Origin of the sequence: Streptomyces sp. NRRL F-5650 (genome assembly GCF_000721365.1) — a bacterium.
Lineage (GTDB): Bacteria > Actinomycetota > Actinomycetes > Streptomycetales > Streptomycetaceae > Streptomyces > Streptomyces ardesiacus.
Window position 1 is genome coordinate 94,695 of sequence record NZ_JOGV01000026.1, and the last position, 23,555, is coordinate 118,249.

Consider the following 23,555-nt stretch of genomic DNA (forward strand, 5'->3'; position numbering starts at 1 on the left):
ACGTCACCCGGGCAGTTCGGGAACGATCCAGGTGCCGCGCTCCGCCGACCGCGCCATCGCGTCCAGCACCGCCGCGCTGTGCACGGCGTCCGTCAGGGTGGCGCCGTACGGGGTGCCCTCCGCCACGGAGCGCAGGAAGCGGTGGGCCTCCACCACCTTCAGGTCGTCGTAGCCCATGGCGTTGGCGGCACCCGGCTGGAAGGCCGCGAACTCGCCGTGGCCGGGACCGACGTAGACCGTGCTGACCGGCTGGTCCTGGTACGCCGTGCCGCGGCTGACGCCCAGTTCGTTCATGCGGCGGAAGTCCCAGTACACCGCGCCCCTGGTGCCGTGCACCTCGAAACCGTAGTTGTTCTGCTCGCCGACCGAGACCCGGCAGGCCTCCAGGACGCCGCGGGCGCCGGAGGCGAAGCGCAGCAGGCAGTTGACGTAGTCCTCGTTCTCGACGGGCCCCGGCTCGCCGCCCGCCGCCCGGGAGTGCCCGGCCGTGGCCCCGGCCGGGCGGGCCCGCTCGGGCAGGAAGACGGCGGTGTCGGCGGTCAGGGAGGCGATCTCGCCGAGCAGGAAGCGGGCCAGGTCGGCGCCGTGCGAGGCCAGGTCGCCGAGCACCCCGCTGCCGCCGCGCGCCCGCTCGAACCGCCACGTCAGAGCGGACTCGGGGTGGGCGGCGTAGTCGCTGAAGAGGCGGACGCGGACGTGGGTGACGGTGCCGATCTCCCCGGCGGAGATCAGGTCGCGGGCCGCCTCGACGGCGGGCGCGTTGCGGTAGTTGAAGCCGACCGCGCCCTGCACGCCCGCCTTGGCCACCGCGTCCGCCACCGCGCGGGCGTCCCCGGCGGTCAGCCCCACCGGCTTCTCGATCCAGATGTGCTTGCCCGCCTCGGCCATCGCCACGGCGATCTCGCGGTGCAGGAAGTTCGGTGCCGTGATGCTGACCGCGCCGATCCGGGGGTCCGCGGCCACCTCGCGCCAGTCGCGGGTCGCCGAGGCGAACCCGAACTGCGCGGCGGCCTCCTCGGCCCGTCCCGGCACCTCCTCGGCGACCGTCACCAGCTCGGGGCGCAGCGCGAGCCGGGGGTAGTGGTGCCGGACGCGGGCGTACGCCTGGGTGTGCACCCGGCCCATCCAGCCGAAACCGACGACGGCGACACCGAGTGCCTCGACCATGGGAGCCCCTCTTCGGACCGGTCCGTGAACTGTCCAGGCCACCCTGGGCGGGTGAGGGCATCATGTCAACCGTTTGACAGGACAAACTCTGCACCGCTTGTGCCGGGCCCGGGAGCCACGGGCCGCGGAGGCGGCCGTCGGCGCCCGCCTCGCCCGTGTGACCGAGGCGCCGCGAGGAGATGCACGGCGCCTTCCGTTCAGCCGGCCGCAGGCCCCCGCCCCCGACGCGACAGCCACGCCGCGACGACCGCGCCGGAGACGTTGTGCCACACGGAGAACACCGCCGCCGGCAACGCCGCCAGGGGACTGAAGTGCGCGGTGGCCAGTGACGCGGCCAGGCCGGAGTTCTGCATCCCGACCTCGAAGGCCATCGCGCGGCTGGCCGGTTCGCCGAGGCGTCCCAGGCGCCCCGCGCCGTAACCGAGGGCCAGTCCGAGCCCGTTGTGCAGCACCACGGCGACGAAGACCAGCCCGGCGGCCGACTTGATGGCGTCCGCGCTCCCGGCCACGACCACCGCCACGATCACGGCGATGGTCAGCGCGGACAGCCAGGGCAGCGCCGGCAGCGCCCGCTGCACGTACCGCCCCGCGAGGAGCCGTACGACGACGCCCGCGAGGACCGGCAGCAGCACCGTCTTGAGGATGTCCGTGACCATGGACCCGGCGTCCACCGGGAGGTACTCGCCGGCCAGCAGCAGCGTCAGCGGCGGGGTGACCAGCGGAGCGACCAGCGTCGAGACGGTGGCCACGGAGACCGACAGGGCGACGTCGCCGCGGGCCAGGTAGGTCACCACGTTGGACGCCGTACCGCTGGGCGCGCAGCCCACCAGGATCACGCCGGCGGCGAGCTGCGGCGGGAGGTCCAGCAGGTGGGCGACGGCCCAGCCGAGCCCCGGCATGATGACGTAGTGCGCGGCCAGACCCAGCGCCACCGCCCACGGACGCTTCGCGACCCCGCGGAAGTCCTGCGGGGTCATGGTGATGCCCATGCAGAACATCACGACACCCAGCAGGTACGGCACCGCCTCGCTCCACCCGGTGAAACTGCCGGGGAGCAGCAGGCCGAGCGCCCCGGCCAGGAGGACGAGGACCGGGAAGACGGTGACGGCGCGCCGCGCGGAGCGGTCACCGGCCGGGTCGGTGCCGAGGGGGTCGTTTCGTTCTGCTCGTTCAGTTCTTTCGGTACGCACCGTGCGAGACAACGCCCGGTGGGCGGCCCGGCGCAAGGCCGTCTCGTCATGTGACCGGATGGGGTAGGCTTGACCAGCGCGAACACGGCGGAGGCCGATCGCGCACCGGGACGTGGCGCAGCTTGGTAGCGCACTTGACTGGGGGTCAAGGGGTCGCAGGTTCAAATCCTGTCGTCCCGACTTTACGAAGTCGCAGGCCGAGGGGTCATTTCGGAGGAGATCCGAGATGACCCCTCGATCGTTCACGGTGAACCCAGCGGGGGCGGGCGCGCTTGCGAGTGCGGTCACCGCGGACGCACCGCCGTGTCCGCCGCCCCCCAGCGGCGGACACGGCGTGGGCCGCGGAACGTCTGCCCTCCCCCGAAGGAGACGTTCCGCGGCCGGCCCCCGGCGCCGGTCCGTGGCCGCGGCGCCCGGGCGGCTGCGAGCCGTGCGGTCACCAGTACATGACCGCCGTCTCACCCGCACCCCACGAGGAGTACAGGCGCACCCGGACGACATAGCGGCGGCCCTTGACGAAACGGGCCCTGATCGTGGCGTTGCGGGGACTTCCCCCGTCGTCCTGCCCGGCGAAGAAGCGGGGCACGCCGTCCCGTTCCTCGAAGACGACCACGACGGCGTCGCCGTCGCCGAAGGTGCCCACCGTGTACTCGCGGGTCTCGGGCGGGTCCACCCGGAAGTCGGCCTGCTCGCCGGGCCCGAGGCCCAGCGGGACCGAGCGGAAGGGCACCAGCGGACCGGGCCGGCCGGTGGGCGGGTACCAGCGCAGGGCGAACTCCTTGTCGGCGGCGGAGAGGACACCGGGCGGGTGCAGGCCGGAGCGGTAGTGCTCGGGCTCCAGGATCAGCCCCGACGGGAAGGGATACTCCATGATCGACTGCGGGTCCCAGACCGGGCCGTTGGCCTCGTCGTCGTCGAGCTTTCGCAGGATGTTGTGGAAGGTCCGCTCCCGGCTCCAGTGGTTCGGCGGCCCCGCCAGCTCTGCGTAGACCGCCTCGTCGTCCCAGAGGATCCCGGCGTACGGGCTCTGGTGCTCGTGCAGCATGCCGAGCGCGTGCCCGATCTGGTGCAGGGCCGTCGCGCGCTCACCCGGTGCGGTCAGGTCCCAGCCGAAGTTCATCGTACGGTCGTTCAGGCCGACCCGGAGCGCGTCCCTGCCCACCGCCGACCAGGACCCGTCCCCGGACCGGAAACCGATGCGCAGCTCCGCCTCCGACCGGTCGCGGACCTCCCTGAGGTCGAGACCGATGCCGAGGTCCTGCCACTCCCGGAAGCAGTCCCGCACGACGTCCCGCTGCTCCTCGGTCCCCGCCCACGCGTTCCGCCGCGGCCGGCCGGTGCCCGGCATCGGGACCACCGAGGTGTCGACGTCGTCGCCGAGGAAGCAGTAGTGCAGCACGGTGCCGTTGACCCACATCCGCTGCCCGCCCACGAGCGCGGCGGCGCGCTCGGCGGCCAGCCCGGGGGCGAGCGCCGGGGCCGGCTGCCGCGGCAGCGAGCAGTAGCGTGCGGTCATGGTCTCCAGGGTGCCGTCCGGCCCGCGTCCCGCGCCTGAGTCGGGGGGTACTCAAGTCGCCCTGTATCACGGGTGAGTAGGCCGACTCATGTTCCCGTGACGACTTCTACTCCGCGGGACGCGAGGACACTGGACGCCCCCTGGCCGTTCACCGGACGGGCGGACGAACTGGAGCTGGTGCGCAGGTCCCTGGCGGCCGGCCGGGGCGGCCTGGTGGTGACGGGGCCGGCCGGGTCGGGCAAGACCAGGCTCGTGACGGAGGCCGTGCGCGGCGCGGACTGCGCCCGGGCCGCCGGGACCCCCGAGGCCCGCAACATCCCCTTCGCCGCCTTCGCCCACCTGCTGCCGGAGACCGTCACCCTGCACCGCGCGGTGCACCTCCTGTCCGGCGTACGGCTGCTGCTGGTCGACGACGCCCATCTGCTGGACGACTCCTCCGCCGCCCTGCTGCACCAGCTCGCCCTGCACGGCCGCACCCGGCTCCTGGTCGTCGCCACCGACGGCACCGCCGCGCCGGGCGCGGTGTCGCGGCTGTGGTCCGGGGAACTGCTGCCGCGCCTCGCCCTGGAACCGCTGCCCCGCGAGGAGACCGCGGAACTCCTCACGGCCGGCTCCGGCACCCCCCTGGAACCGCTCACCGTCGACCGGCTGCACCGCCTGTGCCGGGGAGACCTGCGGCTGCTGCGCGAACTGCTGACCGCCGTGCGCGAGGAGGGCCTGCTCGTACCGGTCCCGGGCACGGGCCGGCGGGCGTGGCGGGGACCCGTACCGGTCACGCCGGTGGTCCGTGAGCGCACCGCCCGGGTCCTGGACCGCGCCCGCGCGCAGGAGCGGGAGACCCTGGACCGGCTGGCCTTCGCCGAGCCCCTGCCCCTGGACCTGAACCGGGACGCCCTCGACCTGCGGGCCCTGGAGGACCTGGAGGCCGAGGGCCTGGTCACCGTCGACGACCACGGCGCCACCCGCCTCGCGCACCCGCTGCACGGCCCCGTCCTGCGCGCCGCCGCGGGCCGGCTGCGGGCCCGGCGCCTGGCGGACCGTACCGCCGACCGGACCGGGCCCGCCCTGGAGGCGGAACGGGCCGCCCTCGCGGAGCGCGTCGCCCGGGCGGACGTACGGCGGGCGGAGACACCCGTCGGGGACTGGCTGGCCGCCGAGGGAGCCCCGCTGCCGGCCCCGTACGCGGCACTGCGGGCCCGGTACGCGCGGCTGCGGGGCCGGCTGCACGACGCCGCGGCCTGGGCCCGCGAGGGTCTGCGCGCCGACCACGGCGATGCCGCCTGCCGCGACGAACTCGCTCTGGCCGTCGCGCAGTCGGGCGACGGTCCCGCGGAGAGCGGCGGCACGGCGGGCGCCTGTGCCGCCTGGGCCGCCGCCGCGCGCGGCGACCTCGACGAGGCGGTCCGGGCGGCCGCCGCGGGGGACCCCTACGACGCCGTCCGGTTCGGCGCGCCCGAGCACGCGGCCGGCCGGCTGACCGGCGTCTTCGCCGCGCACGCCGACGCCCTCGCGCGCGGGGACGGACCGGCGCTCGACCGGGTCGCCGGGGAACTGGAGCGGCGCGGTTTCCTGCTCTTCGCGGCCGAGGCGAACGCCCAGGCGGTACACGCCCACCGCGACCCCCGGGCCGCGCGCACCGCGCGTACCCGCGCCGCCGCCCTCGCCCGGCGCTGCCAGGATGCCCGCACCCCCGCGCTGTCCGGCCTGGTGCTCGGCGAACTCACCGCCCGCCAGCGGCAGGTCGTCACGCTCGCGGCCGCGGGCCTGAGCAACCGGCAGATCGCCGAGCGGCTCACCCTCTCGGTCCGCACCGTCGGCAACCACCTGTACGGCGCCTACACCCGCCTCGGCGGGGGCGACCGGGAGGCGCTGCCCTGGCTGATGGAACTGCCCGAGCCGCTGCCCGCGTGACCGGTGTCCGCGCCCCGGTCCTCAGGCCGCCCCGAACGCCGTGAACGCCCACCCCGTCGCCTGGTGCACCGCGTCGCCCGGCAGCGCGGCCCGCGCGTCGCGCAGGGCCTCCGCCAGCGACAGGCCCGCGTCCAGGCCCTTGTGGAGCGCGAGCATCAGCGGCACCACGGCGGCGTCGTTGACCGGCGCGGTGCACGCCACCACGCCGGCCGTGCCCAGCGGCAGCAGCGCGGTGACGAGGCCGAGCAGCTCGTCGGCGCCCACGGACGCGAAACGCGCGGTGTCGCAGCAGGGCAGGATGATCCGGTACGGGCTGCGGTCCAGTCGCTCGAAGTCGTGCACGATGAGCGGCCCGTCCGCCATGCGCAGCGACGAGAACAAGGGGCTGTCCGCCCGGAACGTCCCGTGCGCCGCGATGTGCGCCAGCGCGGCCCCGTCCAGCTCCCGCAGCACCCGCGGCACCCGCGCCTCGTCCCCTTCCAGCACGGTGGGCCCGTCCCGCCCCTCCCGCCCGTTCCGCCCGGCCGAACCGCCGGGAAGCCCCGCCGCCCGAGCGCGCGGGACACGACGGTCCGCCCCCTCCGGTGTCCGTGCCGCCCCGTACCGTTGCGCGAGTTCGGGGATCTCGGCCCCGCCGCTCGCCAGGCCGGGACCGCGGACCAGGACCTGGCGGCCGCCGGGCGGGGGAGCGGTGTCCTTCGCGCGCAGCCAACTGCTCGCCGACGGCGACACGCTCAGGACCCGTTCGCGCAGGGCGGGCAGCAGGGCCCACGGCACGCGGTGCAGGCGGCCGGGCGGAACCACGACGACCGGGCCGGAACCGAGGTGCGCCGCGGCGGGTCCCAGCAGCAGGTGCTGGAGCCGCGCACCGGCCGCCTCCACCAGCGGCAGCCGCGCCTCCGCGCCCGGATGGGCCAGCCGTCGCAGCCCCGCCTGCACGTGCTCCGCCTCCGCCTCCGCCTCGGCCAGCATCCCGGCCTCGAACCGCCGCACCCGGCCCTGCCCGCACAACAGCACGTGCACCCGCCCGTCGAGCACCGCCAGCTCCACCAGCCGCACCTCGTCGCCCAGCCGGCGCAGCAGCCGCCCCACGTCGAACCGGTCGCCGTCGCCCGGCGCCTCGCCCCGCATGTGCAGGGTGCGGGAGCGGATCTCCCGTTCCAGGCGCCGCTGTTCGCGCTCCAGCGCGGGCGCGGGCCGGCCCCCTTGTGAACGGGCCTCCTCCGCGCGGGCGGCGAGTTCCCGGAACGCCGTCATGGCGGTCAGCAGCACCGGGTCGGCCGGCGGCCGGGTCGGCGGCGCCGACAGCACCGTCGCCCGCCAGCGCTCGCTCCAGCCCAGCAGCCGGCGCGGCCCGCCCGAGCCCAGCGACGCCCGCTGCGCCAGCGCCGCCAGCTCGGCGCCCTGCGCGGTGGCCCGGGCCCGCAACTCCGAGGCGCCCAGCGTCATCCGGTGGTCGTCCAGGACGTCCAGACCGCGCCGGCAGGCTTCGAGCACGCCCCGCGCCGACCCCGCCGCCCGCGCCCGCAGCGCCTGTGCCGCCCAGCCCGTCATCCGCGCCAGCGGCGGCCCGCTGTGCCTGCTGCGCGCGGCCACCGCCAGGTGCCGTTCCGCGTCCGCCGTCCAGCCGAGGTCCAGCGCGAGCCGGCCCGCCAGCAGCGAGGCCTCCGGGGCGGCGGGCGCACCGAAGGCCGCGAGCCGCTCCGCCACCGCCGCCGCGTCCGCGACCAGCCGGCCCGACCCGCGCCCCGTGGCGACCCGTGCCTCGAGCAGCACCAGCCGGGCGTGCGTCTCGTACCAGGTGCGCCGCTGCCCGGCGAACAGCCGCACCGCCACGGCCGCGCGCGCGAGCGAGGTCTGCGGATCGCCCGCCAGCCGGGCCGCCCGCGCCGCCACCAGGAGCAGCTCCGCCTTGCGGGTCGACTGCCCGCCGATCCCGTCCAGCGCCGCGACCGCCCCGTCCGCCTCCGCCAGCGCCTCCGGCGCCAGCCCCGCCGCCATCAGCACCTCGCAGCGCCGGATGGTCAGCATGAACGTCGGCGTGCCCAGCTTCGCGTACCGTTCCTCCGCCTCGTCGAGGAGCCGCAGCGCCGCCGGCACGTCCCCGGCGCGGAACGCCGCGAGCCCCCGGCTCTCCACCGCGTCCGCCTTGTCGTGCTCCTGGCCCGTGGTGTCCCAGAGCGCCTCCGCCGCCGTGAAGTCGGCGTTGGCCCGCTCCACCGAACCCTGCGCCAGGTGCACGGTCGCCCGCAGGGTCAGCGCCCGCGCCGTCCAGATCACGTCCTCGGCCTGGCGCAGCACCGGGATCGCCCGCCGTACGTCCTCCAGCGCCTCGCCGTGCCGGCCCAGGACCCACCACACGTACGCCCGCCGGAACAGCACCCGTGCGCGTGTGTGCCCGCTCCCGCGCGCCACGCCCCGCTCGAACGCGGCCAGGCCCGCCCGCGTACGCCCGGAGTGCACGAGCGCCACCCCGAGTGTGGCCAGCACGTCCGCCTCCCGCTCGGCCGAATCGGCGCGGGCGGCGAGGTCCCGGGCGCGCCGCAGGTGGGCCAGGGCCCGCCGGGTGTCGCCGAAGTCCCGCTGCCAGATGCCGATCACCTGATGGGCGACCGAGGCGTGCAGCGGCGAGGGATCGGCGCCGAGCAACTCCTCCGCCCGCGTCAGCGCCTCGCCCGGGGCGGCGAACACCATCGGCAGCAGGTCGAGAACCGGGTCGTTTCGCGCTGTCACCCCACGGATGGTAGTGCTCCGGAACCAAGCCCCACAGGTTCGAGTCTGTATCAATCGGCCGCCCCGCGACTCTGATTGACGACCGCCGCCACGCCCGCGGTCACGACCGCGGTCCGCACCGCCGTCACCGCCGCCCCAGTGGAGGACAAGCATGGCACCACAGCGATTCCGCGAGCAGTTCGACCAGATCCAGCGCTCGATGCCCGGCGTCCCGCTGGCGATGGGCCCGGACGACTCCGCCGAGTTCCTCTACGAGAAGGGCGTCGTCCTGGCACGCGACGGCGAGGAGGCCCGCCTCGTCGAGGACACCGTGCGCGACCACTTCACCACCATGTCCGGCCTGACCCCCGACCACGTGCGCCGGGCGGGCCCCGAGACCAACCGCACCGGCATCACCCGCATCCAGGTCGCCGACCCCGGCGAGGGCGGTGGCGGGGGCGACCCCACCGTCGGCCATGCCCTGCGTTCCCTGCGGACCATGGAGGGCCGCGCGGGCCGCCGGCTGATCAGCCGCAACCACGTCGTCTCCATCGCCGTCAACGCCTGCCCCGGCGACGAACCCGTGCCCGTCCCGCTGAGCGAGCCGCCCAACCCGGCCCCCGCCGCGACGCCGTACGACGCCGGGACCGCCGTCGGCGTCCTCGTCCTGGACACCGGGCTCATGCACGACTACCGGTCCTACCCGCTGCTGGCCCACACCGAGGGCGACGCCCAGATCCGGGAGTGCGACGACGACGGCGTCCTGTGCCAGTACGTCGGACACGGCACCTTCATCGCCGGGCTGGTCGCCGCCGTCGCGCCCAACACCGGGGTGACCGTCCGCAACACCCTCAACGACGCGGGCGCCATCCTGGAGTCCGAGCTGGGCGAGAAGCTCTTCGAGGCCGTCGACCGCGACGGCTGGCCCGAGATCCTCAGCCTCTCCGCGGGCACCTCCAACGGCCGCACCGACGGCCTGCTCGGCGTGCACGCCTTCATGGAGGAACTGCGCGGGCAGCGCACCCTGCTGGTCGCCGCCGCGGGCAACAACGCCAGCGCCACGCCGTTCTGGCCCGCCGCCTACGCCACCCTGCCCGGCTGGGAGGACTCGGTGCTGTCCATCGGCGCGCTGCGCTCCGACGGGGAGTTCGGCGCCTGCTTCACCAACCACGGCGCCTGGGTGCGGGCGTACGCCCCCGGCGAGCGCCTCACCAGCGCCCTCACCGGCTTCGGCACCCCCGTGCCCTACGTCTACCAGCACTCCACCTACGACGCCTGCCGGTTCGGCTTCGCCTACCCCTGCACCTGCCAGTACCCGCGCCACCACGGGGTGCTGAGCGAGCCGGGGGAGGCGCCCGCCAAGCCGGACCAGGTGATGTTCGAGGGGCACGCCCAGTGGAGCGGCACCTCCTTCGCCACCCCGGTGGTCGCGGGCCTGGTCGCCTCCCACATGACGGCGCATCAGGAGAACGATCCCCGCGCGGCCGGCCGGCAACTGCTCGCGGCCAACGGCGAGTACGCGGAGGTGCGCGGGGCGCACGTGCCCGCGCTGCTCCCGCCCACCTGGCGCCCGGTCCCCGTCGACCCCTCGGCCGGCGGGTCGTGAAGGTCCTGCTGCCGGTCGGAACAGCCCCCTCCACGGCGTACGATGGCACGTCGTACACGAGGGGTGGGACCGTGGACCGTGCAGATGTCGGGGCGCTCGTCCAGTCGGCTGCCGACGGGGACGCGGCGGCCTGGAAGTCACTGGTGGACGGACTCGGCCCGCTCGTGTGGTCCGTGGCCCGTTCGCACGGGCTGTCCGACGCCGACGCGCACGAGGTGTACCAGACCGCCTGGTTCCGGTTCGCCCAGAACCTGGGGCGGATCCGGGAACCGGAGAAGACCGGCTCCTGGCTCGCCAGCACGGCACGCAACGAGTGCCTGAAGCTGCTCAAGGCGTCCAGGCGCTGGACGCCGACCGACGATCCGCAGTTGCTCGACCGGCCGAGCGAGGACCGTACGCCGGAGGAGTCGGTGCTCGACTCCGAGGAGGCCGCCGCGCAGACCGAGCGCGTACGGCTGCTGTGGCAGGAGTTCGAGGAACTGGGCGAGCGGTGCCGCCAGTTGCTGCGGGTGCTGATCTCCTCGCCACCGCCCAGTTATCAGGAGGTGTCCGCCGCGCTGGGCATCGCGGTGGGCAGCATCGGGCCGATGCGCCAGCGCTGTCTGCGCCGGCTGCGGGCCCGGCTCGAGGCACGGGGGACGAAATGAGCGACCTGAACGACGAGTACGACGCGTACGACGGGCCCGGCGACCTCGACGGGTCCGGTACGTCCGGCAGCCCCGGCGCGTCCGACGAGCGGGACGAGGAACTGCACGACGGGCTCGTGGAGGAGGAACTGCGGCAGGCCGCCGCGATCCTGGACCCGGTCCCGGCCGGGCTGCGGCGCGTCGCCGTCGACGCGTTCGTCCTGCGCGACCTGGACGCCCGTGTCGCCGAGCTGACCTTCGACTCGCTGGTGGACGGCATCCCCGTCCGGGGCGAGACGGACCCGCCCCGGATGCTCACCTTCAGCACCGACGGGGTGACCGTCGACGTCGAGGTGACCGCGGACGGCCTGATCGGGCAACTGCTGCCGCCGGGCCCCGCCGGGATCGAGGTGCTCAGCGGCCCGCGGGCGCACGCGCGGCTGACGGCCGACGACATGGGCCGGTTCACCGGCCAGGCACCGCCCGCCGGCCCGTTCGCGCTGCGGCTGCGGACCGGCCGGGAGGTGGTCGTCACGGAGTGGCTGAGGGCCTGAGCGCGCCGCGGCCGCCAGGCGCAGGACCCAACGGGCGCGGCAGGACCTACCAGGCGCACGGGAGCGTGCGCGGCCCCCTGATCATGGTCTTGCGGCGCCAGGCCACCTGGTCGGCGGGGACCGCGAGCCGCAGCTCGGGCAGCCGCTCGAGGAGCGTGTCGACCAGCAGCTCGGTCTGCATGCGGGCGAGCACGGCGCCCGTGCAGAAGTGGTGCCCGTTGCCGTACGCCAGGTGCGGGTTGGGCTCGCGGTCCAGGTCGATGCGGTCCGGGTCGGGGAAGACCTCCGGATCGCGGTTGGCGGCCAGGTAGGAGACGTACACGGGATCGCCTGCGGCGATGCGCGTCCCGCGCACCTCGACGTCCTCCAGGGCGATGCGGGCCAGGCCCACCGAGGTGCGGTGCGAGATCCAGCGCAGCAGCTCGTCCAGCGCCGTGCCGCGCGCCTCGGGCCGCTCCCGCATCCGCGCCATCAGCTCGGGGCGGGTGAGCAGCAGGTACAGCATCTGGCCGACGTTGTGGGTGACGGCCTCCCCGCCGATCTGCAGCGGACCCGCCAGCCCGACGGCCTCCGTCTCGCCGACCTCGCCGCGGCCCACGGCGGCGCCCAGCAGGGAGTACACGTCGTCCCCGTCGCTGTCGGCCCGGGCGCGGACCGTCTCGGTGATCCACCCGTACAGGCCCTGCTTGGCCCGCTCGGCGGCCTCCGCCCCGCCGGAGGTGGAGATGATCTGCCGGGTCCAGGAGTGCACCCGCTCCCGGTCGGCGGCCGGCACGCCCATCACCTCGCTGACCACGGCGATCGGGAACGGCTCCAGCACCCGCTCGACCAGGTCGGCCGGCGGCCCCTCGGCGAGCATCCCGTCGACCAGACCGTCGAGGATCTCCTGCGCCCGGGGCCGCAGCCGCTTCGTCGCGCCCACGGTGAACGCCCCCGCGACCGCCCGCCGCAGCCGGTTGTGGTCGGGCTGGTCGGCGAAGGCGAGGGAGCCGGGGCGCGGCTTGAAGTGCGGGGCGAGCCGGGTGACCTGACGGCGTGTCACCTCGGCCCGGCCGAAACGCGGATCGTTCGTGATCGCCTTGACGTCGTCGTACCGCGTCGCCAGCCAGGCCCAGCCCTCGCCGTGCGGGAGCCGGACGCGGGTCAGCGGCCCCTCGCGCATGAGATCGGCGAGGACCGGGTCGAACTCCGGGCCGTCCAGGTCGAGGGCGGGCCAGTCCCGTACCGGGGGCGGCGACTGGCCGGTGAGGGTGGTGGTCTCCTGCGTCATCCCCCCACCCTCACCGGGCACCCGCCGGGCTGTCGCGCGGGAGTGCTCCAGCCGGTGGGCGGTCAGCCGGACACGGCGTCCACGAGCGCCGCGAGTGCCGCGGCGAGCCGGGACAGTCCCGGCCCGGCCGGGCCGCCCGGCTCCGTCATGTAGGTGTCCCGGCGGATCTCGACCATCAGCGCGGCGACCTCGGCCCGCTTGCCGTAGAAGTCCAGCGGCACGTACGTCCCGCCGAAGGGGCTGTCCAGACCGGTCTCCCCGCACGGGGCGAAGGCCTCGCGGGCCGCGGCGAGCAGCCCGGGAGGCGTGTGGAAGCCGTCGGTGCCCAGGCAGACGGGCGGGCGCGGCCCCCGGCCGTGCAGTTCGTAGGGGAGCGGCTCGGCCGGATAGGAGTGCACGTCGACGATCACTGCCCGTCCGGTGGCCGCGATCCGGCCGGCGACCGCCTCGGTCATGGCCCGCGCGTAGGGCCGGAAGTACCGTTCGAGCAGCGGCTCGGGGTCGGTGCCGTCCGGGCGCAGCACCGCGCGGTGCGAGGTCCGCGTGTACACGGCGCCCATCCCGACGGCCGTCATCTCCTCCCGTTCGTCCGGGAACCGTTCCGGGTCGACCACCAGCCGCGAGGTCCGGTTCACGAACCGCCAGGGCGTGAGGCCGGCGAGTCCGGCGGCCCGCCCGGCGATCTCCGCGGTGTGCGCGTCGGTCATGTGGTCCAGCTCCCGCTCCAGCTCCGCGCCGGTGAGGGCGAGGCCGGCCCGGACGTCGGCGGGGACCGCACGGGAGGAGTGCGGCACGTGCAGCAGCACGGGGGAGTGCGGGGCGCCCGGCAGCAGCTCGAAGGCGGGCGGGGCGTCGGTCACGGGGCGCCTCCGGGGGCGTTGTCAGTGGGGTGCGGCAGGATCACGGTGTCGGCGACGGGCAACGAGGACGGGAGCATCATGCCGATCACCAACGAGCAGGTGGCCGCACATCGGTTCCTGGAGGGGCTGTACAAGGACGACTACTTCCCCGACCGGGTGGTGGACCGGGGCCGTGACATCCTGCTGCGGCTGTGCGAGCGGGTGGAGGACGAGCGGCCCGCCGGTCTCGCGGCACTGTACGCGCTGACCCACGCGGCCACCGAGGAGTTCAACGAGCTGGAGGCGGCCTTCGAGGAGGCGGGCAGCGAGATCGAGACCACCGCGCGGGAGGAGATAGGCGAGGCCTTCTGGTTCGTCGCCCGGGCCTACGGCTTTCCGGACGCGGACCCGGAGGAGCTGATCGCGCCGCGGGAGTGGTGAAGCGGCGGCACCCCGCCTCCGGGGGACGGAGACGGGGTGCCGGGGTCCCGGCGGGCCGGGGAGAGGGTCAGGCCAGGGACGCCAGCGCCTCGTTCCAGGTGGCCGACGGGCGCATGACCGCGGCGGCCTTGGCCGGGTCGGGCTGGTAGTAGCCGCCGATCTCGGCGGGCTTGCCCTGGACGGCGTTCAGCTCGCCGACGATCTTCTGCTCGTTCGCGGTGAGCGTCTCGGCGAGCGGGGCGAAGGCCTTGGCCAGGTCCGCGTCGTCGGTCTGCTTCGCCAGCTCCTGGGCCCAGTACAGGGACAGGTAGAAGTGGCTGCCGCGGTTGTCGATGCCGCCGACGCGCCGGGTCGGGGACTTGTCCTCGTTGAGGAAGGTCGCCGTGGCGCGGTCGAGGGTGTCGGCGAGGACCTTGGCGCGGGTGTTGCCCGTGGCCTCGGCGTACTGCTCCAGGGACGGCACCAGGGCGAAGAACTCGCCGAGGGAGTCCCAGCGCAGGTAGTCCTCCTTGACCAACTGCTGCACGTGCTTGGGGGCCGAGCCGCCGGCACCGGTCTCGAACAGGCCACCGCCCGCCATCAGCGGGACGACCGACAGCATCTTGGCGCTGGTGCCCAGCTCCAGGATCGGGAACAGGTCGGTCAGGTAGTCGCGCAGCACGTTGCCGGTGACCGAGATGGTGTTCTCGCCGCGGCGGATGCGCTCCACGGACAGCTTCGTCGCCTCGACCGGGGACAGGATCCGGATGTCCAGGCCCTCGGTGTCGTGCTCCGGCAGGTACTGCTTGACCTTGGCGATGAGGTTGGCGTCGTGGGCGCGGCCCTCGTCCAGCCAGAAGACGGCCGGGTCGCCGGTGGCGCGGGCACGGGTGACGGCCAGCTTCACCCAGTCCCGGATCGGCGCGTCCTTGGTCTGGCAGGCGCGGAAGATGTCGCCGGCGGAGACCGTCTGCTCCAGTACGGCGTTGCCCGCGGCGTCGACCAGGCGGACCGTCCCGGTGGTGGGGATCTCGAAGGTCTTGTCGTGGCTGCCGTACTCCTCGGCCTTCTGCGCCATGAGACCGACGTTCGGGACCGAACCCATGGTGGAGGGGTCGTAGGCGCCGTTGGCGCGGCAGTCCTCGATGACGGCCTGGTACACACCGGCGTAGGAGGAGTCCGGGATCACCGCGAGGGCGTCGTGCTCGCCGCCGTCCGCGCCCCACATGTGACCGGAGGTGCGGATCATGGCGGGCATGGACGCGTCGATGATGACGTCGGAGGGCACGTGCAGGTTGGTGATGCCCTTGTCGGAGTCGACCATGGCCAGCTCCGGGCCCTCGGCCAGCTCGGCGTCGAAGGACGCCTTGATCTCGGCGCCCTCGGGCAGGGACTCCAGGCCCTTGTAGATGCCGCCCAGGCCGTCGTTCGGGGTGAGGCCGGCCTTGGCGAGCACGTCGCCGTACTGGGCGAAGGTCTTCGGGAAGAAGGCGCGGACCACGTGGCCGAAGATGATCGGGTCGGAGACCTTCATCATCGTGGCCTTCAGGTGCACCGAGAACAGGATGCCCTCGGCCTTGGCGCGGGCGACCTGCGCGGTGAGGAACTCGCGCAGCGCGGCGACGCGCAGCACGGAGGCGTCGACGACCTCGTCCTTCTTCACCGGCACCGACTCGCGCAGCACCGTGGTGGTGCCGTCGTCGCCGACCAGCTCGATCCGCAGGGCGCCGTCCTCGGCGATCACCACGGACTTCTCGGTGGAACGGAAGTCGTTCTCGCCCATCGTCGCCACGTTGGTCCTGGACTCGCCGGTCCAGGTGCCCATGCGGTGCGGGTGGGTCTTGGCGTAGTTCTTCACCGAGGCCGGGGCGCGGCGGTCGGAGTTGCCCTCGCGCAGGACCGGGTTGACCGCGGAGCCCTTGACCTTGTCGTAGCGGGCGCGGACGTCGCGCTCCTCGTCGGTCTTCGGGTCGTCCGGGTAGTCCGGCAGCGCGTAGCCCTGGCCCTGCAGCTCGGCGACGGCGGCCTTGAGCTGCGGGATGGAGGCCGAGATGTTCGGCAGCTTGATGATGTTCGCGGCGGGCGTCTTGGCCAGCTCGCCGAGCTCCGCGAGGGCGTCCGGGATGCGCTGGTCCTCGGTGAGGTACTCCGGGAACAGGGCGATGATGCGGCCGGCCAGCGAGATGTCGCGGGTCTCGACCGCGACACCCGCCTGCGAGGCGTACGCCCGGACCACCGGCAGGAACGAATACGTCGCCAGGGCCGGGGCCTCGTCAGTGTGTGTATAGATGATGGTCGAGTCAGTCACCGGGTGCTCCGCTCCACGTCTGCAACATTGCTCGACATCAAGATATCTCGTGATCGACCGCGACTCGACAGGGGTCGCGGGGAGATTCCGGCCACCCTGGCCTCAGGGGAGCGCGACGGTGTCCTCGCCCGACCGCTGCTGCGGAAGGACCACGGCCCCCTGCTGGAGCGCGACCGTCCGCGCGGGTGACGGAATCCGGATGCCCTCGGCCCGATAGCGCTTGTGCAGGCGCTTGATGAACTCGTGCTTGATCCGGTACTGGTCGCTGAACTCGCCCACGCCCAGGATCACGGTGAAGCCGATGCGCGAGTCGCCGAACGTGTGGAACCGGATCGCCGGCTCGTGGTCCGGGACCGCTCCGCCGACCTCCGTCATCACCTCGGCGACCACCTCGGCCGTCACCCGCTCCACGTGGTCCAGGTCCCTGTCGTAGGAGACGCCGGCCTGGACCAGGACCGTGAGCCGCTGCTCGGGCCGCATGAAGTTGGTCATGTTCGACTTGGCGAGCTGCCCGTTCGGGATCACGACCAGGTTGTTGGACAGTTCGCGCACCGTGGTCTGGCGCCAGTTGATGTCCTCGACGTAGCCCTCCTCGCCGCTGCTGAGCCGGATGTAGTCGCCCGGCTGCACGGTCTTGGAGGCGAGGATGTGGATGCCCGCGAACAGGTTGGCCAGCGTGTCCTGGAGGGCCAGCGCCACCGCCAGACCGCCGACGCCGAGGGCCGTGAGCATCGGCGCGATGGAGACGCCCAGGGTCTGCAGCATCACCAGGAAGCCGATGGCCAGCACCAGGACGCGGGTGATGTTGACGAAGATCGTGGCCGACCCGGCGACCCCGGAGCGCGAGGTCGTCACCGTGCGGACCAGACCGGCGACCACCCGGGCCGCCGTCACCGTCACCACGAAGATCAGCAGCACCGTCAGCACCTGGTTGACGTTGTGCCGCACCGCCCGGGTCAGGGGCAGCGCCGCCGCCGCGCCGGCCACCCCGCCCGCGACCGCCGCCCACGGCGCCACCGTGCGCAGCGCGGCCACGATCACGTCGTCACCGCTCCAGCGGGTGCGCCGCGCGTGGACCGCGAGCCGGCGCAGCAGCAGACGCAGCAGGAACGCGCCGAGCAGACCCGCCCCCAGCGCGATGCCGCCGGGCAGCAGGTGGTCCATGGTCGGGTCCTCGGTCACCGGCCGCCTCCAACGGAACGCCTGTGGGATGTCGGGGATGCGCGATCCGCCCGAACCGCAAGGCAGTTCGACCGGTGCGCTGGCTCATCCTGCCGCATCCCGGGCGGTGCTCCCCGCCGCGCCGGGGCAGCGGGGCGGCCGTCTCAGACGATGCCCTCGGCGAGTTCCGCCTGCTCGCGGTCGTCGCCGTAGGCCGCGGCCGTCGGGGTGCCGTAGGAGCGGCGGGCGACGAACCACCACACCGTGGCCAATACCAGGACGACCACCAGGGCGACGGCGGCGTAGTTCATCGTGTCGGCCGTCACCGGGGAGGACTGCGGCAGGCAGAAGAGCACCGTGACCAACGCCACCCACACCACCGCGACCCACCCGACCGGCCTGCTCCACCGGCCCAGGTTCCAGGGCCCCGGTGTGAACCGGTCACCGGCCCGCAGCCGCAGCAGCACCGGGATGGCGTACGCGGGGGTGATGCCGATGACGTTGATGGCGGTCACCGCCCCGTACGCCGTCGCCGAGTACAGCGACGGCAGCGCCAGCAGACAGGCCACCGCCACCGACAGCCACACCGCCGCCACCGGCGTCTGGGTCCGGGCGGAGACCCTGCGCCACAGGGACGAGCCGGGCAGGGCGCCGTCCCGGCTGAACGCGAACACCATCCGGCTGGCCGCGGCCACCTCGGCGTTGCCGCAGAACAACTGCGCCACGATCACCACCAGCAGCAGCGCGCTCGCGCCGTCCGTGCCCAGGCCGTCCAGGAGGATCTGCGCGGGCGGCACCCCGGTCGCGGTGTCGCGGGTGGCGGCGTAGTCCTGGATCGCGAAGGTCAGCCCGGCCAGCAGCACGAAACCCGCCAGCCACGACACCCAGATGGCCCGCACGATGCCGCGCGCCGCCGACACCGACGCGTTCGACGTCTCCTCGGACAGGTGGGCGGAGGCGTCGTAGCCGGAGAAGGTGTACTGCGCGAGCAGCAGGCCGATCGCGGCCACGTACAGCGGGTTCTCCCAGCCGGTGTCGTTGACGAACTCGGTGAAGACGAAGGACGGCGACTGGTGGTGGTCCGGGACGATCACCAGAGCCCCGACGATCAGCGCCACACCGGCCAGGTGCCACCACACGCTGACCGAGTTGAGCACGCTGACCAGACGCACCCCGAAGAGATTGAGGGTGGCGTGCAGCAGCAGGATCACGACGAAGATCAGCATCGTCTTCTCCGGCGTCGGCTCGAACCCCCACTGGAGGTTCAGGAACGCGCCCGTGAACAGCGCCGCCCCGTAGTCGATCCCGGCGATCGCCCCGAGCAGCCCCAGCAGGTTCAGCCAGCCCGTGTACCAGCCCCAGCGGCGCCCGCCGAGCCGGTCGGCCATGTAGTACAGCGCGCCGGACGTGGGATACGCGCTGGTCACCTCGGCCAGCGCCATCCCGACGCACAGCACGAACAGGCCCACCCCCGCCCAGCCCCACATCATCACGGCGGGGCCGCCGGTGCCCAGGCCGAAGCCGTACAGGGTCATGCAGCCGGACAGGATCGAGATCACCGAGAAGCTGATCGCGAAGTTGCCGAAACCTCCCATGCGGCGGGCCAGCACCGGCCGGTAGCCGAGTTCGCGCAGGCGCTGTTCCTCGTCGGTGTCGGACGGTTCGGGGGAGCGGGACATGGCAGACCTCCGGGGACGGAAGGGTGGGGGGTCAGGGGTGCCGTCGGCCACGGCCACGGCCACGGCCACGGCAGCCGGCGGCCGAGCGGCTGCGCGTGCGGGCCTGGAGGAAGACCTCCGCCGCCCGCCTGGCCGAGCCGTCGCCCGGGGTCCGGCAGGCCCACGGCAGGGGAGTCCAGTAGGGGCCGAGCGCGTCGAACACCTGGTTCGCCTCCCGGAACTGCAGGGCGCCCCACAGCGCGTGGGCCAGGTGGTTCAGATCGGGCAGGGAGCGCTCGTCGTGCGGACAGAGCGTGAACCACGAGTCGAACGCCTGCCGTGCCTCACGGGTGGCGTCCTCCGCCACCCAGTGCAGGTCCAGCGCCGCCTCGCGGGCGCCCGAGCGGCGGTAGCGCTCCACCCGCACGTACAGCGGCAGCACGTGCAGCGCCGAGCCCGGCGGCGCCGAACCGGCCGCCCAGTGCGCGAACCCCGCCGCCCGGGCCAGGCGTTCGGAGCCGCCGCGCGGATACAGGAACTGCAGCATGCGGTGGTGGGCCTCGCGGTTGTACGGGTCGCGCCTGGCGGCCTCGGCAAGCAGACCCCACGGTCCCGGCGGCAGCATCGGCTCGGGCGGCGCCATCCGGTGCTCCTGCCAGCGCTGCCCCTCGTCCAGCCGGGCCAGCGCCAGCAGGCACACCCACGGCACCGGGTCGTACGGCGCCGAGCGCGTCGCCGCGTCGCAGGCGTGCCAGGCCTGCAGCCACAGCTCACGCGTGCGGGCGTGGTCCTCGCGGTGCGCCCGCAGCGCGCGCTCCACCACCACCCGGGCGTGCATCACCGCGGCCGCCACACTGTCCGGCTCCTCGGCGAGCCAGGCCCGCACCACGTCCGTACCGGCCGCCGAGGCGGCCAGCACCTGGGTGCGGCGCGTCCACTGCGACCACGAACCGGTCTGCTCCAGCAGGATGCGCATCGACATCCAGCGCCCGGCCCGCACCTCCTGCAGGGCGGAGCGCAGCGCCGTGTCGTGGCCGGCGGGGTCGTAGGCGGGCTGTGCTCCGTCTCTGGCCATCACACGCCCGCTGGCGGAAGCGGAACGAGCCGTACGGCAGCATGGCGTGACAAACAGCCCTCCCCGGGGGCGGTGGTGCAGTGGTCGAACGGTCGGCGCACACTATAGAGGCGGAGGTTCCGCCTCTGTTCAGTTTTGACCGGGCGACGCAAAACCGTTGCCACGAAAGAGAGTTGACTGGTAGTCAGCCGCGCTTGACGCGGGGCGTCGACCGCGGCGGGCCGGCGCGCAGCGACCGCTGGACACGCCGGTGGGAGCGCCGGGTCCCGCCGGCCCGGGCGAGGCGGTGCTCGCCCGGGCCCGTCCGCTCGCCGGCGCCCCGCACCCGACTCCCGTATCACTCGGACGAGTTGCGGCACCTGACCGGCCCTCCCCGGGACCCGTACGTCGCCGCGCCGAAAATGGCCTGGATACGACGGCACCCCACCCGCGCGGGCCACGTCATCACCTCCGGCACCCCGGCGGGCCCACCGCCCCGCCCGCGCCCACGTCACGACCGGTCCGACGCGGACCCGGCCCGGCGTTCCCGGGCGCCCCGGTCGCCTCAGATCACCCGCTTCCGTACCAGCAGCGCCAACGTCAGCGCCCCCGGCAGCAGCGGCAGCCACACCGTCAGCAGCCGGAACGCCAGCACCACCGCCGTGGCCACCGACGCCGGCCCGCCCGCCGCCACCAGTGCCACGACCAGTGCCGCCTCCACCGAGCCGAGACCGCCGGGCGTGGGCACCAGCGCCACCGCCACCGTCGCCGCGAGATACGCCACCGCCAGGTGCCCGGCCGGCACCCCGAGGCCCAGCGACCGCCCCACCAGGACCAGCACCGACGCCTGCAGCGCGGGGAAGGCCAGCGCACCGCCCCACAGCGCCAGCGCCCGCGCCGGACGGGCGTGCACCGACCGGGCCTCGCCCAGCGCCGTCCGCAGGAAGGAAGCCAGTGCGTCGCGCAGCCGCGGCAGCAGCGCCAGCGCCACCGCCGCCAGCACCGGAACCGCGCCCACGAGGGCCATCAGCGGTCCCACGGCCCCCTCCGGCAGCAGCGCCCCGAGGCTCAGCGCGTCGGGAAACGCGGTCAACAGAACCCCCAGCAGGGCGAGCCGGCCGACGCTCTCCGCCAGCAGGTACAGCGCGAGCGCGGCCGAGGAACGGGCGAGCGGCAGCCCGCACACCGTCATGAACCGCAGGTTCACCGCGCTCGCGCCCAGCCCGGTCGGCAGCAGGTGGTTGGCCGCGCCCGCCGCGAACTGCGTGGCGAGCAACCGCCGCCGGGGCAGCCGCTCCACCACCGCCCCCTGCCGGGTGCAGGCCGCGGCGACCCAGGTCAGACAGGTCGCGCCGGCCGCGGCCAGCAGCCAGGGCCAGCGGGCCGTGGCGAGATGACCGAACCCCTCGGCCAGCACGGACCGGTGCCGCACCGCGACCACGCCCACCAGGACCAGCGGAAGCACGCACAGCGCCCGCCGGACCGGGACACGGTGCAGGAGCGGCTTCTCGGAGACTCGGACCCCTGTCGTCACACCACAAGACATTCCCCCAGCCGCACCAACTACGGATGGACGACGCGCGGACACCGGCTTACGGACCGGAGGGCGGGGGCGCCGCCGCCTTGACCTCAAGGAAGGTCGAGGTTCTACGGTCATCCGCATGAGTATGGAGACCACGGCCTGGACGCAGCTGTACAGCGTCATGCACGCCAAAGAAGAGCGCCGCCCCTTCGCCCGCGCCACGCTGCGCCGCATCGCCGCGTTCGCCCGCCCGCACCGCCGCCGCATCGTCCGCTTCCTGCTGCTCGGGGTGGCGACCGCCCTGCTCGCCGTCGCCACCCCCGTCCTCGCCGGAAAGGTCGTCGACGCGATCGTGTCGGGCGGCGACGAGGGCACCGTCGTACGCCTCGCCCTGCTCATCGCGCTCATCGCCCTCGCCGAGGCGGTGCTCGGCATCCTCTCCCGCAGGCTCTCGGCGACGCTCGGGGAGGGACTCATCCTCGATCTGCGCACGGCCGTGTTCGACCACGTGCAGCGCATGCCGGTCGCGTTCTTCACACGCACCCGTACGGGCGCGCTCGTCTCCCGTCTCAACAACGACGTCATCGGCGCCCAACGCGCCTTCAGCAATACCCTGTCCGGCGTGGTCAGCAACGTGGTCACCCTGCTGCTCACCCTCGCCGTCATGCTGACCCTGTCCTGGCAGATCACCCTGCTCGCCCTGGTCCTGCTCCCGGTGTTCGTGCTGCCCGCCCGGCGGATGGGCCGCCGCATGGCCCGCATGCAGCGCGAGGCCGCCGCCCTCAACGCCGCCATGGGCACCCGCATGACCGAGCGCTTCTCGGCACCCGGCGCCACCCTGGTCAAGCTGTTCGGCCGCCCCGAGGAGGAGTCCGCCGAGTTCGCCGACCGGGCCCGCCGCGTCGCCGACATCGGGGTGCGCACCGCCACCGCCCAGGCCGCCTTCATCACCGCGCTCACCCTGGTCTCCGCGCTCGCCCTCGCCCTCGTCTACGGCCTCGGCGGCTTCTTCGCCCTGCGCGGTACCCTGGACCCCGGCGCCGTCGTCGCGCTGGCCCTGCTGCTGACCCGCCTGTACGCGCCGCTCACCTCGCTCGCCGGGGCCCGGGTGGAGGTCATGAGCGCCCTCGTCAGCTTCGAGCGGGTCTTCGAGGTCCTCGACCTGACCCCGCTCATCGACGAGAAGCCCGACGCCCGCCCGGTCCCCGACGGCCCGGTCGCGGTCGAGTTCGACGACGTGCGCTTCGGCTACCCGGCCGCCGACAAGGTCTCCCTCGCCTCCCTCGAAGAGGTCGCGGCCCTGGACACCCGCGGCGGCGAAGAGGTCCTGCACGGCCTCTCCTTCCGTGCCGAACCGGGCCAGACCGTCGCCCTCGTCGGCTCCTCCGGTGCCGGCAAGTCCACCATCGCCCAGCTCCTGCCGCGCCTGTACGACACCGACGGCGGCACCGTCCGCGTCGGCGGCGTCGACGTGCGCGAGCTGAGCGCGCGGTCACTGCGCGCCACCGTCGGCATGGTCACCCAGGACGGTCACCTCTTCCACGACACGGTCCGGGCCAACCTGCTGCTCGCCCGGCCCGACGCCGACGAGGACGAGCTGTGGCAGGCGTTGCGCCGTGCCCGGCTGGCCGACCTCGTACGGTCCCTGCCGGACGGGCTGGACACCGTGGTCGGCGAGCGCGGCTACCGGCTCTCCGGCGGCGAACGCCAGCGCATGACCATCGCCCGGCTGCTCCTGGCCCGCCAGCGCGTCGTCATCCTCGACGAGGCCACCGCCCACCTCGACAACACCTCCGAGGCGGCCGTCCAGGAGGCGCTCACCGAGGCCCTGCGGGGCCGGACGGCCCTCGTCATCGCCCACCGGCTGTCCACGGTCCGGGCCGCCGACCGGATCCTGGTGGTCGAGGCCGGCCGCATCGTGGAGAGCGGCACCCACGACGAACTCCTCGCGTCCGACGGCCGCTACGCCCAACTGCACCGCACCCAGTTCGAGCGCCCCGCCCTGGACCAGGCCGCCTAGCGGAGGCGGGGAGCGGGGGCG

At 74.3% G+C, this 23,555-nt stretch carries 17 protein-coding genes and 1 tRNA gene; 7 read left to right on the plus strand and 11 right to left on the minus strand.

Features of this window, described 5'->3' with window-relative positions:
* Positions 1 to 3: 3 nt before the first annotated feature.
* Together IG88_RS0122385 and IG88_RS0122390 are read right to left on the minus strand one after the other, a co-directional pair.
* The gene (locus tag IG88_RS0122385) at positions 4 to 1,167 is read right to left on the minus strand and encodes a Gfo/Idh/MocA family protein (protein ID WP_031044020.1); all 1,164 of its coding nucleotides are present in this window, start codon (positions 1,165 to 1,167) and stop codon (positions 4 to 6) included.
* A 197-nt stretch (positions 1,168 to 1,364) separates the two neighbouring features.
* Entirely contained in the window at positions 1,365 to 2,357 is a 993-nt protein-coding gene (locus tag IG88_RS0122390; protein WP_031044023.1) for a bile acid:sodium symporter family protein, read from the minus strand.
* A 106-nt stretch (positions 2,358 to 2,463) separates the two neighbouring features.
* Between IG88_RS0122390 and IG88_RS0122395 the strand changes: the two genes are divergently transcribed.
* A tRNA-Pro gene (locus IG88_RS0122395) sits at positions 2,464 to 2,537 on the plus strand.
* Positions 2,538 to 2,793: 256 nt separating this feature from the next.
* Here IG88_RS0122395 and IG88_RS0122400 read toward each other — a convergent pair.
* Positions 2,794 to 3,873 carry a M12 family metallopeptidase gene (locus IG88_RS0122400; RefSeq protein WP_031044025.1) on the minus strand — a complete coding sequence of 360 codons (1,080 nt, stop codon included), beginning with the start codon at positions 3,871 to 3,873 and terminating at the stop codon, positions 2,794 to 2,796.
* 96 nt (positions 3,874 to 3,969) lie between these two features.
* Between IG88_RS0122400 and IG88_RS0122405 the strand changes: the two genes are divergently transcribed.
* On the plus strand, positions 3,970 to 5,784 hold the full coding sequence (locus IG88_RS0122405; RefSeq protein ID WP_037836415.1) for a LuxR family transcriptional regulator: 1,815 nt from the start codon (positions 3,970 to 3,972) through the stop codon (positions 5,782 to 5,784).
* Between the two features lie 21 nt (positions 5,785 to 5,805).
* On the opposite strand, the gene IG88_RS0122410 is transcribed toward IG88_RS0122405, so the two are convergent.
* A complete protein-coding gene (locus tag IG88_RS0122410; RefSeq protein WP_051852010.1) occupies positions 5,806 to 8,478 on the minus strand; it encodes a CHAT domain-containing protein in 2,673 nt (890 codons plus the stop codon).
* A 190-nt stretch (positions 8,479 to 8,668) separates the two neighbouring features.
* Here IG88_RS0122410 and IG88_RS0122415 point away from each other — a divergent pair, with 190 nt between their 5' ends.
* From IG88_RS0122415 to IG88_RS0122425, 3 genes are all read left to right on the plus strand, one after another.
* Positions 8,669 to 10,102 carry a S8/S53 family peptidase gene (locus tag IG88_RS0122415; RefSeq protein ID WP_031044034.1) on the plus strand — a complete coding sequence of 478 codons (1,434 nt, stop codon included), beginning with the start codon at positions 8,669 to 8,671 and terminating at the stop codon, positions 10,100 to 10,102.
* 71 nt (positions 10,103 to 10,173) lie between these two features.
* A complete protein-coding gene (locus IG88_RS0122420; RefSeq protein ID WP_031044036.1) occupies positions 10,174 to 10,749 on the plus strand; it encodes an RNA polymerase sigma factor in 576 nt (191 codons plus the stop codon).
* A complete protein-coding gene (locus IG88_RS0122425) occupies positions 10,746 to 11,282 on the plus strand; it encodes a hypothetical protein (RefSeq protein WP_031044038.1) in 537 nt (178 codons plus the stop codon). The genes IG88_RS0122420 and IG88_RS0122425 overlap by 4 nt, the downstream gene beginning before the upstream one ends.
* Positions 11,283 to 11,328: 46 nt before the next feature.
* Here the strand turns inward: IG88_RS0122425 and IG88_RS0122430 are convergent, their stop codons facing one another.
* The gene (locus IG88_RS0122430) at positions 11,329 to 12,552 is read right to left on the minus strand and encodes a cytochrome P450 (RefSeq protein WP_031044040.1); all 1,224 of its coding nucleotides are present in this window, start codon (positions 12,550 to 12,552) and stop codon (positions 11,329 to 11,331) included.
* Positions 12,553 to 12,614: 62 nt separating this feature from the next.
* Positions 12,615 to 13,412: an N-formylglutamate amidohydrolase gene (locus IG88_RS0122435; RefSeq protein WP_031044042.1), complete on the minus strand. Its 798-nt coding sequence runs from the start codon at positions 13,410 to 13,412 to the stop codon at positions 12,615 to 12,617.
* 78 nt (positions 13,413 to 13,490) lie between these two features.
* Here IG88_RS0122435 and IG88_RS0122440 point away from each other — a divergent pair, with 78 nt between their 5' ends.
* Entirely contained in the window at positions 13,491 to 13,832 is a 342-nt protein-coding gene (locus IG88_RS0122440; RefSeq protein ID WP_031044043.1) for a DUF5713 family protein, read from the plus strand.
* A gap of 67 nt (positions 13,833 to 13,899) precedes the next feature.
* Here the strand turns inward: IG88_RS0122440 and IG88_RS0122445 are convergent, their stop codons facing one another.
* From IG88_RS0122445 to IG88_RS0122470, 5 genes are all read right to left on the minus strand, one after another.
* Complete coding sequence (locus IG88_RS0122445) at positions 13,900 to 16,119, minus strand: NADP-dependent isocitrate dehydrogenase (RefSeq protein ID WP_031044046.1); 2,220 nt, start codon at positions 16,117 to 16,119, stop codon at positions 13,900 to 13,902.
* A gap of 102 nt (positions 16,120 to 16,221) precedes the next feature.
* Positions 16,222 to 17,283: a mechanosensitive ion channel family protein gene (locus IG88_RS0122450; protein WP_107452269.1), complete on the minus strand. Its 1,062-nt coding sequence runs from the start codon at positions 17,281 to 17,283 to the stop codon at positions 16,222 to 16,224.
* A 161-nt stretch (positions 17,284 to 17,444) separates the two neighbouring features.
* Positions 17,445 to 18,959, minus strand: a complete 1,515-nt coding sequence (locus IG88_RS0122455; protein WP_031044051.1) for an amino acid permease — start codon at positions 18,957 to 18,959, stop codon at positions 17,445 to 17,447.
* A 31-nt stretch (positions 18,960 to 18,990) separates the two neighbouring features.
* The gene (locus tag IG88_RS0122460; protein WP_031044054.1) at positions 18,991 to 20,013 is read right to left on the minus strand and encodes a hypothetical protein; all 1,023 of its coding nucleotides are present in this window, start codon (positions 20,011 to 20,013) and stop codon (positions 18,991 to 18,993) included.
* A gap of 544 nt (positions 20,014 to 20,557) precedes the next feature.
* Complete coding sequence (locus tag IG88_RS0122470) at positions 20,558 to 21,457, minus strand: lysylphosphatidylglycerol synthase transmembrane domain-containing protein (RefSeq protein WP_031044058.1); 900 nt, start codon at positions 21,455 to 21,457, stop codon at positions 20,558 to 20,560.
* Positions 21,458 to 21,659: 202 nt separating this feature from the next.
* On the opposite strand from IG88_RS0122470, the gene IG88_RS0122475 reads away from it, so the two are divergent.
* Positions 21,660 to 23,534, plus strand: coding sequence for an ABC transporter ATP-binding protein (locus tag IG88_RS0122475; protein ID WP_078861562.1), 1,875 nt, complete (start codon positions 21,660 to 21,662; stop codon positions 23,532 to 23,534).
* Positions 23,535 to 23,555 lie beyond the last annotated feature (21 nt).

Excerpts from the sequence above, each read along its gene's own strand:
- IG88_RS0122400 (WP_031044025.1), bottom strand. The coding sequence starts at position 3,873 with ATGACCGCACGCTACTGCTCGCTGCCGCGGCAGCCGGCCCCGGCGCTC.
- IG88_RS0122460 (WP_031044054.1), bottom strand. The coding sequence starts at position 20,013 with ATGGCCAGAGACGGAGCACAGCCCGCCTACGACCCCGCCGGCCACGAC.
- IG88_RS0122440 (WP_031044043.1), top strand. The coding sequence starts at position 13,491 with ATGCCGATCACCAACGAGCAGGTGGCCGCACATCGGTTCCTGGAGGGG.
- IG88_RS0122475 (WP_078861562.1), top strand. The coding sequence starts at position 21,660 with ATGGAGACCACGGCCTGGACGCAGCTGTACAGCGTCATGCACGCCAAA.
- IG88_RS0122450 (WP_107452269.1), bottom strand. The coding sequence starts at position 17,283 with ATGGACCACCTGCTGCCCGGCGGCATCGCGCTGGGGGCGGGTCTGCTC.
- IG88_RS0122430 (WP_031044040.1), bottom strand. The coding sequence starts at position 12,552 with ATGACGCAGGAGACCACCACCCTCACCGGCCAGTCGCCGCCCCCGGTA.
- IG88_RS0122415 (WP_031044034.1), top strand. The coding sequence starts at position 8,669 with ATGGCACCACAGCGATTCCGCGAGCAGTTCGACCAGATCCAGCGCTCG.
- IG88_RS0122385 (WP_031044020.1), bottom strand. The coding sequence starts at position 1,167 with ATGGTCGAGGCACTCGGTGTCGCCGTCGTCGGTTTCGGCTGGATGGGC.
- IG88_RS0122455 (WP_031044051.1), bottom strand. The coding sequence starts at position 18,959 with ATGTCCCGCTCCCCCGAACCGTCCGACACCGACGAGGAACAGCGCCTG.
- IG88_RS0122410 (WP_051852010.1), bottom strand. The coding sequence starts at position 8,478 with ATGGTGTTCGCCGCCCCGGGCGAGGCGCTGACGCGGGCGGAGGAGTTG.
- IG88_RS0122425 (WP_031044038.1), top strand. The coding sequence starts at position 10,746 with ATGAGCGACCTGAACGACGAGTACGACGCGTACGACGGGCCCGGCGAC.